This window comes from Acidovorax sp. GW821-FHT09B03 (assembly GCF_059418305.1).
The window spans coordinates 89,687-103,188 of record NZ_JBWKPP010000010.1; the positions used below are offsets into that span (position 1 = coordinate 89,687).

Sequence of the window (13,502 nt, forward strand, 5' to 3'; positions counted from 1 at the left end):
GTGGTGTGCTTCAATGCGATGGAGTTTGAAAGCCGCAGGTGACGCCTGCGTGTCCGCAGGATGTCAATGCCATGACAAGCGGGATGCACCACCCGACTGCGCCCTGGGGGTGCCTGCACCTGTGCGGAAGGGGTCCGGTTACCAGGCGGTTACCGCTGTAAGCCTGGACTGCTACACTTTGGTACATTTTTTTGGGGCATCGCGCCTCTCCCTCCGGGTCCGGCCGCCATGTCCTTGCTGTCCATTGCCCCAGAACGCCTGCCGTCTGGGGACTCTTCCGACGCGTCTTTGGAGCGCACGCTGCGCGAGCAGCAGATGCTGCTCGAGAGCGCGGGCGTGGGCATCGTGTTCATCCGCCAGCGGGTGGTGGTGCGCTGCAACCCGCGCTATGCGGAGATCTTCGGCTACGAGTCGGCGCAGCGTCTGGCGGGCCTGAGCAGCGAGGCCTTCTACCCCGACCGCGACGCCTTCCGCGCCCTGGGGCGCGAGGCCTACCCGGTGCTCGCCAGGGGCCAGGCCTACCGCGTGGAGCGCCAGATGCGCCGGCGCAACGGGCGGCTGTTCTGGGGCAGCCTCACCGGGCGGCTCATCAACCCGCAGGACACGAGCGAAGGCTCGATCTGGATCCTCGACGACATCGACGAGCACAAGCAGGCCCAGGCCCTGCTGAGCGCCGCTGTGCGCGAAAAGCAGGTGCTGTTCGACCAGGCCATGGTCGGCATCGTGTTCCTGCGCGACCGGCACCTGACGCGTTGCAACCGCCATTTCGAGCACATGCTGGGCTACGGCCCCGGTGAGCTGGCGGGCAGTCCCTCGCGCCGCTGGTATGCCAGCGACGAGGACTGGGAGGAGGTGGGCCACCGCTGCTACCCCGTGCTCGCCGCCGGCCAGTCCTACGAGGGCGAGGTGGTCATGTGCCGCCGGGACGGCACGCCGCTCACCTGCGAGGTGCGCGCCAAGTTCATCGATCCCGACGACCCGGACCAGGGATCGATCTGGATCACCATGGACATTTCCGAGCGCAAGCAGGCCCAGGCGGCCCTGGCGCGCGTGCATGAACAACTGGAGCAGCAGGTGCAGGACCGCACGCGCGAGCTGCGCGAGACGGTGGACAACCTGCACCGCGAGATCAGCGACCGCAAGGCCGACCAGGACCGCATCTACTGGCTGGCCCACTACGACCCGCTCACCGGACTGCCCAACCGCACCCTGCTGTCCGAGCGCGCCCAGGAGGCCATCCGCGTGGCGCAGGAGGGCAATACGCCGCTGGCGCTGATCTTCCTGGACCTGGACCATTTCAAGCATGTCAACGACTCGCTGGGCCACCGCGTGGGCGACGCCCTGCTGGTGGAGATCGCCAAGCGCCTGCGCGCCGTGGTGCGCGACAAGGACACCGTCTCGCGCCTGGGGGGCGACGAATTCATCCTGCTGCTGCCGGGCGCCAATGCCCACGGGGCCGCACGCGTGGCCGGCAAGCTGCAGGAGGCCTCGCGCCAGCACTACCAGATCGACCACCATGAGCTGACCATGGCGCCGTCCATGGGAGTGGCCCTGTTCCCGCAGGACGGCGCCGACTTTGACACGCTGACCCAGTCGGCCGACGTGGCCATGTACCGCGCCAAGCTCGACGGGCGCAACACCTTCCGCTTCTTCACGCCCGAGATGCAGGCCCAGTCGGTGCGCGCCCTGCAGGTCGAGAACGCGCTGCGCCGCGCGCTGGAGCGCGGCCAGCTGTACCTGCACTACCAGCCCCAGATCCACCTGGCCACCGGCCAGGTGCACAGCGTGGAGGCGCTGCTGCGCTGGGACCACCCGCAGATGGGCAGCATCTCGCCCACCGAGTTCATCCCCATCGCGGAGGACAGCGGCCAGATCCTGCAGATCGGCGAATGGGTGCTGCGCACGGCCCTCACCCAACTCAAGGACTGGCACGCCAACGGTTTTCCGGGGCTGACCATGGCGGTCAACCTCTCGGCGATCCAGTTCCGCCAGCCCCAGTTGCCCGAGCTGGTGAGCCGCATCCTGACCATTTTCGAGCTGCCGCCCGACTGCCTGGAGCTGGAACTGACCGAAGGCGTGGCCGTGGACGACCCGCACTCGGCCGTGGCCACCATGGACAGCCTGCACTCGCGCGGGGTGCGCATGTCCATGGATGACTTCGGCACCGGCTACTCGTCGCTGAGCCAACTCAAGCGCTTCCAGATCTTCAAGCTCAAGATCGACCAGTCCTTCGTGCGCGACCTGGGCGACGATGGCAACGACCGCGCCATCGTCAGCGCCATCATCCGCATGGCCCAGGCCCTGGGCATGCGCACCACGGCCGAAGGCGTGGAAACGCCAGGCCAGTTGGCCTTCCTGCGTGAGCAGGGCTGCGACGAGGCCCAGGGCTACCTGTTCAGCCGGCCGTTGCCGGCCGACGAGCTGGAACTTTTTCTGCGCCAGTACCTGCCCGCGTAGTCCCCCGCGCGGCGTCAAGACAGCGGTTGCACCACCTGCGCCAGCTGCACGCGGTGCTTTCCGGACCGCTTGGCCTGCAGCATGGCCTCGTCCGCCTCGGCCAGCAGTTCCTGCGCGTCGAGCCGCCCCTGCGACAGCGCGACACCGATGCTCATGCCCACGCGCACGGTCGCGCCGGAGGCCGGCAGGTGCACGGGCTGGCAAACCGCCTGCATCAGGCGATCGAGCACGGCCCGCCACTCTTCCCCGGCCACGGGCGTGAGGACCAGCACGAACTCGTCTCCCCCGATGCGCGCCGCCGTGTCCGATGCACGGATGCTGCCGGAGATGCGCCGGGCCAGCTCGACCAGGAGCTGGTCACCCGCATCGTGCCCGAACTGGTCGTTCACGGCCTTGAATCCATCCAGGTCGGAGAAGCACACCGCCACCCCGTGGCCGGCCCGCTGCGCCGCCGCCAGGGCCTGGCGCAGGCGGTCCACCAGCAGCAGGCGGTTGGGCAATTGCGTGAGCGCATCGTGGAAGGCCACGTGCGTCATCTGCGCATGCGCCCGCTTGGCCGCCGAGATGTCCACCGCCATCCAGAAGGTCTCGCTGTCGGACAGGCCCACTCCGCTCAGGTCCACCCAGATGGCCTCGCCGCTCCTGTGCTGCAGGCGCACGTCGGTGCGGTAGTTCTGGCCCCGGCCCAGCCGCAGCGCGGCGGCCTCTTCCACGTTGCGGTAGTCCTCGCCGCGCGCATACAGGGCCTGGACCTCGGTCCCCTCGAGTTCGCCGGGCCCATAGCCCAGCATGCGCTCCATGGCGACATTCTTCCAGGTGATGGTGCGGCCGCTGAGTTTGAGCATGCCCACCAGGTCGCTGTTGAGCATGGCCGACTGCTCGTGCAGCAGTGCCTGTACCTGGCGCAGCGCCTCGTGCTGCGCCGTCACATCGACCGCCACGGTGCGGCTCATCAGGAAGTTGCCCTGCCCGTCCTGTCCATCGCGCACAGCCGTGGAGTTGATGCGCACGAAGCGGCGCGCAGCGCCCGGCGGCGCCAGCTCGACCTCGATCTCGGGCGCCCGCTCCTGCAGGGTGAGCATGAGGAAGTGGTCATGGAAGCGCTGGCGGTGCTCGCCCTGCAGCAGCTCGCTGAAGCGGGTATGGGAGTCCAGGGGCGTGCTGCCCAGCCATTGCTGCAGGGTGGCATTGATGTGTACGACACCGCCATCGGCATCGAGTGAAAAATACCCGCAGGGTGCATGGTCGTAGAGGTCTTGCATGCGCGCCGCGGACTCTTCGACACGCTGCAAGAGGCGCTTCCTGTCGGTGATGTCCCGGGCTGAGCCGAAGATCAGCAACCGTCCGTCGATGCCCACCGCATGCCAGTGCAAGTCGACATCGATGACCTCGCCGTCCGCCCGCCGGTGCTGAACCTCCACACGCTGCCGATCACCATCACGCACTTTGGCCAGCCAGCCGCGGATGGCCGTTTCGTTCTGGTTGGCATCCCAGCTGGACACATGCCTGCCCTGCAGCGCCTCCCGGGAAGATCGGTGCATCTGCGCGAACGAATCGCTCATCTCGACCAGGTGTCCCTGGCGGTCGATGATGTGGATGCCGTCACCAGCCACGCGCAAGAGGATCTGTGTGCGCCGGCTCTGCGCCTCCAGGGCGCGCAGGGTGCCCAGTTCGCGCAGTCCCAGCCGGTAGACCACGATGGCGGCAGCGCAGCTCAGCAGCCACATGAGCCCCGCCATCAGCGACAGTGTGCGTGCCTCCTGCGCCAGGGGCTGGAAGAAATGCTGGTTGTTGAGCCCTGCAAAGACGATGAACGGCCAGCCCTGCACTTCACGGTAGGCGACCGTCCGCTCCACTCCATCGGTCGCAGAAGCGGCCGTGTAGACGCCGGATGAAGGCTTGATCGCCAGGGTAGCCCGCAGCTCATCGGAGACCTGGGTCGATCCAATCTCGACATGGACCTCGTTCCCGGGCGACATCCATGCCACGAAACGCAGATCCCGCGTCCGGAGCGTGATGGCGTCGCGCTCACCCAGCTCGTAGCCGTGGAACATCTGTGCAAAGTGGTCCACCCGGATGGTCGCGTACAGGACCCCCGCGAACTGACCATTCACGCGCAGGGGGCGTGCGATGACGATCACCCAGTTGCCTGAGACCTGCGAGACCACGGGTCGGGAAACGATGGGATCGCCCGATACGGACTGGCTGGCCTGCTGGAAGAATTCCCGGCCAGCGATGGACGGTACCATCGCCCCTCCCACCTGATTGCCCCACCGCACGGCGCCCTTCTCATCCGCCAGTCGAAAGCCTTCGGCGCCCCGGAGCAGGTGGCGCCGCTCATCGAGCAGGCGCTGGATGTCGTCGCCCGCCACACGCGAGCCAAATCCGCTGCGCAGGAGGTCATCCATCGTCATCCTGAGCACGGCATCGATCAGGCCCAGCTCGGAGCCCACGTTGGCACCGGTGATCGCCACCAGGCTTTCCGCCGTGGTGCGGGCTCGCTCTTCGTGGTTCTGCCGCGAAGAGGACAGCACCCACAGAACCAGGCCACACAGCAGCGCCGCAAGCAGGGCACTGGCGCCCGTCAGCAATGCCCCCAGCCGGCGGCCGGGTTGCTCGGCGCGCAGGGGCATGGGTGGGGAATTCTCGGCCATGGACCATGCTAGCTCAAGCCGGGGTCCCGAAATACCGGGCCTTCCCCTGTCCCCACCGGATTGCCGCTGCAAGAGGGCGCGCGCGCCGTTGATGCACATCAAGGAGCCCAGCGGCCAGCGGTGGTCCACTCATCGCCAAGCCCGGCCTCCCTCGCCGGGCATGCAAGCGCCTTTTTACCAATGGAGAAATCGACAATGACGACCAGGATGATGATGAAGAGTTCCGCCGCCCTGCTGCTGACCGCCCTGCTCGCCGGTCCGGCGCTGGCCGCCACCTGCGACGTGGAGATCGAAGGCAACGATGCCATGCAGTTCAACAAGCAGAGCATCGCCGTGCCTGCCAGCTGCAAGCAGTTCACCGTGAAGCTCAAGCACGTGGGCAAGCTGCCCAAGACGGCCATGGGCCACAACTGGGTGCTGACCAAGGCGGCCGACGCCCAGGGCGTGGCTGCCGATGGCATGGCGGCCGGTGTGGACAAGGCCTACGTCAAGGCCGGGGATACCCGCGTGATCGCGCACACCAAGGTCATCGGCGGTGGCGAGGCCGACGCGGTGGGCTTCGACGTGGCCAGGCTCAAGGCAGGAGAGGCCTACGCCTGGTTCTGCTCCTTCCCGGGCCATTCCAGCCTGATGAAGGGCACGCTGACGCTGGCCAGGTAAGGCCCCCCAACCCGGGCGCATCCAGCCAACGCGCGACAGGCAGGCGAGAATCGGGGGCAGAACCCGAAGAAAGTCGCCCATGAGCATCGTCGTCTACTGGCTGGAAGCACCCGGCACTCCCGCCATGCAGGTCTTCGACCCGGGCCAGCTGATGCCGGCCCTGCAGTTCTGCGAAGACAAGCGCAAGGCCGGCAAGCGCCATGTGAGCCTTTCCAGCGAACTCAGCGAGAGCGTGGGGCGTGCCGGGGTGAGCACGGTGCAAGCCCGGCTCCTGCCCGATGGTTCGCCCTACGACTGGACCAAGTCCCACCGTGGCGCCGGACCCGAGCCCACAGGCGGCACGGGTTGATGTCCGAAACGGGGGCACCGTCCCTGCCTCTGCGCCCGCCCCTGCTCGACCAGGTGCTGCGCACGGCTGCACGCCGCTACCGGCTGCCTGCAGAGCCTGAGGCAGGACCCCAGGCCGGCCCCACGGCCGCCATGGCCCTGGCCCTCGAACAGGTGCGCCGGGCCCGGGCCGGCGCGCAGCGCCCCGATGCGGCCACGCGGCAGTCGTTCCTGGAGGCCCTGGCCCACCTGATCCGCGAGGCCATGCGCACGGAGGATGGGGACGCGGCCTACCAGGCCACTGTGCTCGCACGCCAGGCCCCGCAGGTGCAGGAATGCATCGACCTGCAGAACCACGCCGAGCAGGACCGCCGGCAGCTGCGCGCGGGCGCCAATGCCGTGGCACACCCCGCCAGGCGCCAGCACTGCGACCCCGGTGCACTGCGCGAGGCCCTGGAGCGCCTGCACGCCCAGGCGGAGTCCGGGCAGTGGGCCGCACTGGGCGATACGCTGCGGCAGTTGCTTGCCATGGCGCAGACCGCCGATGCGCCTGAGCTGCAGCGCAGCCTGGCCCGGCTGCTGGAAGGCCCCGCCCTGGCACGCCTGCAGCGCGCCGGCGCGCTGCAGGACGACCCGCAGGTACAGGCCTACCAGCGCCTGCGCGACCGGCAGGGCCCCCGCCCGGGCACGGCCGAAGCCAGCGCCTATGGCGACATGGCGCAGCAGCGCGGTGCCGCCATGGAAACCCTGGCCGCCCGGGCCCTGGAGGCTCTGGCGCAGCGACTGGACCGGGCCGAGGGCACGCACGGTGCCTGGCGCGTGGTGACCTCGCTGCGGGTGCCGCCCTCCATCCCCGCCAGCGCCGAGCGCGCCAAGAGCGAATGGGATGCCGTGCTGCTGCACCAGGCCCCCGGCACTGCGGGCCAGCAACCGGCCTGGGATGTCTGCCTGCTGCTGGAGGCCAAGGCCTCGGTGGATGCCGTGGCGAGCGATTTTTCGCGCCTGCGGCGCGGCCTGCGCCTGCTTGGCCATGCCGACGCGGGCACGGCGTACACCTTCCTCAGCCGAGAGGGCGAAGTGCGGCTGCGCGGCGCCTCCCTGGGCGCCTTGGACAGGCCGGACACGGATCTGCGGGCCACGGTGCTCTACTGCACCGACGCCCCCGCCCCGCCAATACCCCACCTGCTTGCCGCCGCAAGCCGCATGCAGCTGCTCGGCGCCGCTCAGAGCCTGGCGTTCGCCACCGCACTGGCCAAGGGCCGGCCGGCCGATGCGCAGGACCTGGAGCCCGTCTGGCAGGCCCTGCTGGAATCACCGCAGTGGGAACCCGTGCTGCAGCAGTACCCCACGCTGCGCTGCGTGCGGGAGCTGATGGTGCACGTGGACGACCTGGCGCAGGCCGTGCAAGGCTGAGCGACCTGCCAGTCAGTCGATTGCCGCCCGGCCGGCGCGATCGGGGTGTGCCGCCAGCTCCTCGAGGAGGCGCGGCACCAGCACGTTGCGCGAGGCCGCCTGCCAGACCCCATAGGCCTCGGACTGCCGGCCCGAACCGGCCAGCGGCCGGAACACCGCTCCCGGCAGGGCGCAGTGCCGCATCGCATCGGGCACCAGGGCCACGCCCATGCCCTGGGACACCAGGGACACCACGGCCAGCCAGTGCCGCACCTGCATGCGCACCTCGGGGTAGAAGCCTGCGTCGGCACAGACCGAGAGGATGCGCGCGTGGTAGTCGGGCGACGCACTGCGCGAGAACAGCACGAACGGCTCGTCCTTGAGCTGGCCCACCGCCACCGCGCGCTTCCTGGCCAGCCGATGACCTGCGGGCAGGCAGGCCACGAAAGGCTCGGACACCAGCAGGCGGCAGTCGAGCTCGGCCGGCACGCGGTGCGTGTGGGCAAAGCCGATGTCCAGCCGGTCGTGGAGCAGCTCGGCCATCTGCTCGGCGGAGTTGAGCTCGGTCAGAGTGACCCGCACGGCCGGGTGCGCGGCCTGGAAGCGCACCAGCGCCTGCGGCAGGCCGCGGTAGAGCATGGAGCCGACGAAGCCGATGCGCAGCCGGCCGGCCGCCCCCTGGGCCACCTGGCGCGCCTCGGTGGCGGCCTCCTGGGCCGCCTGCAGCAGGCTCAGCGCCGAGGCCTGCAGCGCCTGCCCTGCCGGCGTGAGGCGCACGGCCTTGCTGCTGCGCTCGAACAGCTGCGCGCCCACCGAATCCTCTAGCTGGCGGATGGCCACGCTCAGCGGCGGCTGGGAGATGGCCAGACGCCGGGCGGCCCGTCCGAAGTGCAGTTCCTCGGCCAGGACAACAAAGTACCGAAGATGGCGCAGTTCCATCGCAAACCCTTTACCGATATTCAAATCGGAATGAACAAGACCTAATCAATATTAGACAAGAATTGATCACCGGCCAAGAATCGCGGCAAAGGAGACATGCCATGCCCACCCGTTCTTCGCCATCCGACGCGGTCCACGACCACCCCGTGCCCGACCGCCATGGCGCCAGCCTCTACGACAGCGACACCGAACTGCACCGGCTGCTGGCGCTCTACCTGCCGGCCGACCTGCTGGCGCACATGCGCCCGCATTTCGAGCGGCTGGGCGCGCTGGCCGGTGGCGTGCTGGACGAACTGGCCGGCACCGCCGACAGGAACCCGCCCACCCTGTCGCTGCGCACCCGCACGGGCATCGACCTGCAGACGGTCCACAAGCACCCGGCCTACGTGGAGATGGAGCGGCTGGCCTTCAGCGAGTTCGGCCTGGCCGCGATGTCGCACCGCGAGGAGACGCTGGGGTGGAAGGGGCGCATGCCGCCGCTGGTCAAGTACGTGCTCACCTACCTCTTCGTGCAGGCCGAGTTCGGCCTGTGCTGCCCGGTGTCGATGACCGACTCGCTGGCGCGCACCCTGAAGAAATTCGGCAGCCCCGAGCTGGTCGCGCGCTTCCTGCCGCGCCTGCAGCACCTGGACTTCGACCGCGTGGCCCAGGGCGCCATGTTCATGACGGAGCAAACCGCCGGCTCGGACATCGCGGCAACGCAGACGCGCGCCTGGCTCGATGGGCAGGGCCAATGGCGCCTCACCGGCGACAAGTGGTTCTGCTCCAACCCCGATGCCGATTTCGCGATGGTGCTGGCGCGCTGCGATGGCGGCAGCCCGGGCCTGAAGGGGGTCTCGCTGTTCCTGCTGCCCCGCCTGCTCGATGGCGGGGTGCCCAACCACTACCGCATCCTGCGGCTCAAGGACAAGCTGGGCACGCGCTCCATGGCCAGTGGCGAGATCCGGCTCGAAGGGGCGCTGGCCTACCTGGTCGGCGAGCAGGGCCGGGGTTTCGTGCAGATGGCCGACATGGTGAACAACTCGCGCCTGTCCAACGGCGTGCGCGCAGCCGGCCTGATGCGCCGCGCCGTGGCCGAGGCCGAGCACATCGCCCGCGAGCGCCGGGCCTTCGGCAAACCCCTGCAGGACATGCCGCTGATGCAGCGCCAGTTGCACAAGCTGGTGCTGCCCGCCGAGCAGGCCCGCAGCATGGTGTTCCAGACCGCCCAGGCGCTGGCACGCTCCGACGCGGGCGAGGCCGCTGCCTATCCCCTGCTGCGCATCCTGACGCCGCTCATCAAGTTCCGCGCCTGCCGCGATGCGCGCAAGGTGACCGGCGATGCCATGGAGGTGCGCGGCGGCTGCGGCTACATCGAGGAGTGGAGCGATCCCCGCCTGGTGCGCGACGCGCACCTGGGCTCGATCTGGGAGGGCACCAGCAACATCGTGGCCCTGGACGTGGTCCGCGCGGTGAAGCGTGAGGGCTCGCTGCCCGTGCTGCAGGCCCATTGCGAGGCGCTGCTAGACGACGCTGCCATCGCGCCGGGCTTTGCGGACGCGCTGCGCGGTGCGCTCGCCCGCGCGGCAGCGCTGGCCCTGCTCGCGGCCGACGAGGGCGGCGATGTGCTCGCGCGCCAGGCCGCCTCGGCGCTCTACCACGTCACCAGCGCCATCGCCATGGCCTGGGAGGGCGCACGCGGTGGTTCCGCGCAGCGCATCGAATGGGCGCAGCTGGTGCTGCTGCACCGCGTGCTGCCGCGCGACCCACTGGCCCCGGCGCACCTGCCGCTGGAATGGACCGGCGGCGCCGCGAACGCCGTGCCGGCCTGATCGACCGCTTTCCCACGACAACACGGAGACACACCGATGCGACTTCTCACCACCCTCGTGCTCGCCAGCGCCGCTGCACTGCCGCTGATGCCGCTGGCGCACGCCGACACCTTCCCGGACCGTCCCGTCACGCTGGTGATCCCCTTCCCGCCTGGCGGCCCCACCGATGCCATGGCACGCACGCTCGCGGCCGAGATGAAGGACCGGCTGGGCCAGCCGATGGTGGTGGAAAACCGCGCCGGAGCGGGTGGCAACATCGGCGCGGAGCACGTGGCACGCGCGGCGGCCGATGGCCAGACCCTGCTGTTCGGCACCTCGGGCCCGCTGGCCATCAACGCCAGCCTCTACCGCAAGATCGGCTACGACCCGGTGAAGAGCTTTGCCCCGGTGATCCAGGTCGGCCACCTGCCCAACATCCTGGTGGTGAACCCCGCGGTGCCCGCCAGGACCGTGAAGGAGCTGATCGCCTACGCCAAGGCCTCGCCGGGCAAACTGAGCTATGCCTCGTCGGGCAACGGGGCCTCGTCGCACCTGGCGGGCGTGCTGTTCAATGCCTCGGCCGGCGTGGACCTGCAGCACATCCCCTACAAGGGCACGGGCCCGGCGCTGACCGACCTGCTCGGCGGGCAGGTGACCATGAGCTTCACCGACGTGCTCACCGCGCAGCCCTACGTCAAGAGCGGCAAGCTGCGGGCCCTGGGGGTCACCACGGCAGAACGCTCGCAGGCGCTGCCCGAGGTGCCGACCGTCGCCGAGCAGGGCGTCCCGGGCTACGACGTGAGTGTCTTCTTCGGCATCGTGGCGCCTGCAGGCACGCCGCCCGAGCGCATCGCCAAGCTCAACAAGGCCTTCATCGAGGTGCTGAACACCGCCAAGGTCAAGCAACTGCTCGCCTCCCAGGGACTGGAGCCCGCCCCCTCGCCCAGGCCCGAGCAACTGGGCAGGTTCATCGAGGCGCAAATGGCCAAATGGGCCGGCGTCGTCAAGCAGTCCGGCGCACAACTCGACTGAGGCCCCCATGACTCCCTCCGATTCCCTTCCCCGCGGCGCGCTGGCCGGCGTGCGCGTGCTGGACATCTCGCGCATCCTCGGCGGCCCCTACTGCGGCCAGATCCTGGGCGACCACGGCGCCGACGTGCTCAAGGTGGAGCCCCCGCAGGGCGATGACACCCGGACCTGGGGCCCGCCCTTCAAGGACGGCGTCGCCTCGTACTACCACGGGCTCAACCGCAACAAGCGCTGCATGCACCTGGACCTGGGCAGTCCCGAGGGCCGCGAGGCGCTGCTGACGCTGGTGGCCGAGGCCGATGTGCTAATCGAGAACTTCAAGTCCGGCACGATGGAGCGCTGGGGCATCGGCTACGAAACGCTGTCAGAGCGTTTCCCGCGCCTGGTGTGGTGCCGCGTCACGGGCTTCGGGTCCGATGGTCCGCTCGGCGCACTGCCCGGCTACGACGCGGCGGTGCAGGCCCTGGCGGGCATCATGAGCATCAATGGCGAAGCGCAAGGAGGACCGCTGCGCGTGGGCCTGCCCGTGGTGGACATGGTGACCGGCCTGAACGCCGTCATCGGCGTGCTGCTGGCGCTGCAGGAGCGGCAGCGCAGTGGCCGCGGGCAGTTCGTCGAAGCCGCGCTGTACGACAGCGGCCTGTCGCTGCTGCACCCGCACGCCGCCAACTGGTTCCTGGACGGCAACACGCCCCGGCGCACGGGCAATGCGCACCCCAACATTTACCCCTACGACACCCTGGCCACCCGAACGCAGCCGCTGTTCGTCGCCGTGGGCAACGACCGCCAGTTCGCCAGCCTGTGCCGCTGCATCGGTGTGCCGGCACTGGCGGACGACCCCCGCTATGCCCGGGCCGGCGACCGTTCGGTGAACCGCGTGGCGCTGAAGGCCGTGCTGGAAGACGCGATGAAGGATTTCGACGGCAGTGCGCTGGTGGACACGCTGATGGCCGCAGGCGTGCCCGCCGCGCCGGTGCTGTCCGTCGATGCGGCGCTGGCGCACCCGCACACCGCGCACCGGCAGATGGTGGTGGACCTGCCGGGCGGCTACCGCGGCATCGGGGCGCCGGTGAAGCTCAGCCGCACGCCGGCCAGCTACCGCCATGCGCCCCTGGCGCCCGGAACGGGCTTCGAGGGCTGACCGCTCCGCGAATCCTCAGCGGATGGGGAAGGCGTACATCAGCCCGTTCCGGTTCCACAGGTTGTTCAGGCCGCGCTGCAGGCCCAGCGCGGACTTGGGGCCCACGTTGCGCTCGAAGATCTCGCCGTAGTTGCCCGTGGTCTTGACCGCGCGGGCCAGCCAGTCGCGGTCCAGGCCCAGCAGCTTGCCGGTGTCTTCGGTGGTGCCCAGCAGGCGCTGCACCACGGGGTCGGTGCTGCCGGTCTTCTGGCGGTCCACCGAGGCCTGGGTCACGCCGTACTCCTCGGCCTCGATGAGGCCGTAGACCACCCACTTGACGATGGCGAACCATTCGTCGTCGCCGCGGCGCACCATGGGGCCGAGCGGCTCCTTGGAGATCAGCTCGGGCAGCACGGCATGTTCGGCAGGGTTCTTGGCCTCCTTGTTGCGCACCGAGGCCAGACCCGAGGCGTCGGTGGTATAGCCCACGCAGCGCCCGGCAAAGTAGGCCGCGGTGGCGGCCTCGACCTTCTCGAACACGGCGGGCTTGATGCCTAGGTCGTGGGTCTTCGAATAGTCGACGAGGTTCTTCTCGGTGGTGGTACCCGACTGCACGCACACCGTCTGGCCCTTGAGCTGCTTCATGCTCTTGATGTTGCTCTTCTTGAGCACCATCACGCCCTGCCCGTCATAGTAGGTCACGGCGGTCTGGTGCAGGCCCATGGACGCATCGCGGGTGAGCGAAAAGGTGGTGTTGCGCGAGAGCACGTCGATCTCGCCCGACTGCAGCGCCGTGAAGCGCTGCGAGGTGCTCAGCGGCACGAACTTGACCTTTTCGCCATCGCCCAGCACCGCCGCCGCCACCGCGCGGCAGATGTCCACGTCGAGGCCCGACCAGCGGCCACCGGTGTCGGCGACCGAAAAGCCGGCCAGCGCCGTGTTGACACCGCAGACCACCAGGCCCCGGGCCTTGATGCTGTCCAGCGTCTTGCCGGCATGGGCCGACCAGGGGGCTGCGGCACAGGTGGCGGCAAGGAGCAGGCGGGCGACTGCGGCGCGCAGGGGGGAATGGGTCATGAAAGGCGTGCTCCTTGGAAAATGCAGTCGCGGTGCCTTGTGTGCACCGCCGGCCGC

The 13,502-nt window shown here is 69.4% G+C and carries 10 protein-coding genes; 7 read left to right on the plus strand and 3 right to left on the minus strand.

What is annotated here, in order from left to right; translation table 11 throughout:
* Positions 1-228 precede the first annotated feature (228 nt).
* A complete protein-coding gene (locus tag AC07PA_RS18695; RefSeq protein ID WP_007847694.1) occupies positions 229-2,457 on the plus strand; it encodes an EAL domain-containing protein in 2,229 nt (742 codons plus the stop codon).
* A gap of 14 nt (positions 2,458-2,471) precedes the next feature.
* On the opposite strand, the gene AC07PA_RS18700 is transcribed toward AC07PA_RS18695, so the two are convergent.
* Positions 2,472-5,111, minus strand: coding sequence for a diguanylate cyclase domain-containing protein (locus tag AC07PA_RS18700; protein WP_494606171.1), 2,640 nt, complete (start codon positions 5,109-5,111; stop codon positions 2,472-2,474).
* Positions 5,112-5,306: 195 nt separating this feature from the next.
* Between AC07PA_RS18700 and azu the strand changes: the two genes are divergently transcribed.
* The 3 genes from azu to AC07PA_RS18715 all read left to right on the plus strand — a co-directional run bounded on the left by azu (position 5,307) and on the right by AC07PA_RS18715 (position 7,511).
* The gene (azu, locus tag AC07PA_RS18705) at positions 5,307-5,771 is read left to right on the plus strand and encodes an azurin (RefSeq protein ID WP_494606173.1); all 465 of its coding nucleotides are present in this window, start codon (positions 5,307-5,309) and stop codon (positions 5,769-5,771) included.
* Positions 5,772-5,850: 79 nt separating this feature from the next.
* Positions 5,851-6,120, plus strand: coding sequence for a hypothetical protein (locus AC07PA_RS18710; protein WP_494606175.1), 270 nt, complete (start codon positions 5,851-5,853; stop codon positions 6,118-6,120).
* Entirely contained in the window at positions 6,120-7,511 is a 1,392-nt protein-coding gene (locus tag AC07PA_RS18715) for a 3-deoxy-D-arabino-heptulosonate 7-phosphate synthase (protein ID WP_494606177.1), read from the plus strand. Before AC07PA_RS18710 ends, AC07PA_RS18715 begins: the two co-directional genes overlap by 1 nt.
* Before the next feature lie 12 nt (positions 7,512-7,523).
* Here AC07PA_RS18715 and AC07PA_RS18720 read toward each other — a convergent pair whose 3' ends face one another.
* Positions 7,524-8,429: a LysR family transcriptional regulator gene (locus AC07PA_RS18720; RefSeq protein WP_494606179.1), complete on the minus strand. Its 906-nt coding sequence runs from the start codon at positions 8,427-8,429 to the stop codon at positions 7,524-7,526.
* Between the two features lie 101 nt (positions 8,430-8,530).
* Here AC07PA_RS18720 and AC07PA_RS18725 point away from each other — a divergent pair, with 101 nt between their 5' ends.
* Genes AC07PA_RS18725 through AC07PA_RS18735 form a run of 3 tightly spaced genes read left to right on the plus strand, consistent with a single transcriptional unit; the run spans position 8,531 to position 12,389 of the window.
* Complete coding sequence (locus AC07PA_RS18725; RefSeq protein ID WP_494606181.1) at positions 8,531-10,240, plus strand: acyl-CoA dehydrogenase family protein; 1,710 nt, start codon at positions 8,531-8,533, stop codon at positions 10,238-10,240.
* Between the two features lie 36 nt (positions 10,241-10,276).
* Positions 10,277-11,251 (plus strand): Bug family tripartite tricarboxylate transporter substrate binding protein, encoded by a 975-nt coding sequence (locus AC07PA_RS18730; protein ID WP_494606183.1) that lies wholly within the window; start codon positions 10,277-10,279, stop codon positions 11,249-11,251.
* 7 nt (positions 11,252-11,258) lie between these two features.
* Positions 11,259-12,389 carry a CaiB/BaiF CoA transferase family protein gene (locus AC07PA_RS18735; RefSeq protein ID WP_494606185.1) on the plus strand — a complete coding sequence of 377 codons (1,131 nt, stop codon included), beginning with the start codon at positions 11,259-11,261 and terminating at the stop codon, positions 12,387-12,389.
* A 15-nt stretch (positions 12,390-12,404) separates the two neighbouring features.
* Here the strand turns inward: AC07PA_RS18735 and AC07PA_RS18740 are convergent, their stop codons facing one another.
* Entirely contained in the window at positions 12,405-13,445 is a 1,041-nt protein-coding gene (locus AC07PA_RS18740) for an amino acid ABC transporter substrate-binding protein (protein WP_494606187.1), read from the minus strand.
* Positions 13,446-13,502: the final 57 nt, after the last annotated feature.

Coding starts and splice junctions, on each gene's coding strand:
- AC07PA_RS18695 (WP_007847694.1), top strand. CDS start 229: ATGTCCTTGCTGTCCATTGCCCCAGAACGCCTGCCGTCTGGGGACTCT.
- AC07PA_RS18700 (WP_494606171.1), bottom strand. CDS start 5,111: ATGGCCGAGAATTCCCCACCCATGCCCCTGCGCGCCGAGCAACCCGGC.
- azu (WP_494606173.1), top strand. CDS start 5,307: ATGACGACCAGGATGATGATGAAGAGTTCCGCCGCCCTGCTGCTGACC.
- AC07PA_RS18710 (WP_494606175.1), top strand. CDS start 5,851: ATGAGCATCGTCGTCTACTGGCTGGAAGCACCCGGCACTCCCGCCATG.
- AC07PA_RS18715 (WP_494606177.1), top strand. CDS start 6,120: ATGTCCGAAACGGGGGCACCGTCCCTGCCTCTGCGCCCGCCCCTGCTC.
- AC07PA_RS18720 (WP_494606179.1), bottom strand. CDS start 8,429: ATGGAACTGCGCCATCTTCGGTACTTTGTTGTCCTGGCCGAGGAACTG.
- AC07PA_RS18725 (WP_494606181.1), top strand. CDS start 8,531: ATGCCCACCCGTTCTTCGCCATCCGACGCGGTCCACGACCACCCCGTG.
- AC07PA_RS18730 (WP_494606183.1), top strand. CDS start 10,277: ATGCGACTTCTCACCACCCTCGTGCTCGCCAGCGCCGCTGCACTGCCG.
- AC07PA_RS18735 (WP_494606185.1), top strand. CDS start 11,259: ATGACTCCCTCCGATTCCCTTCCCCGCGGCGCGCTGGCCGGCGTGCGC.
- AC07PA_RS18740 (WP_494606187.1), bottom strand. CDS start 13,445: ATGACCCATTCCCCCCTGCGCGCCGCAGTCGCCCGCCTGCTCCTTGCC.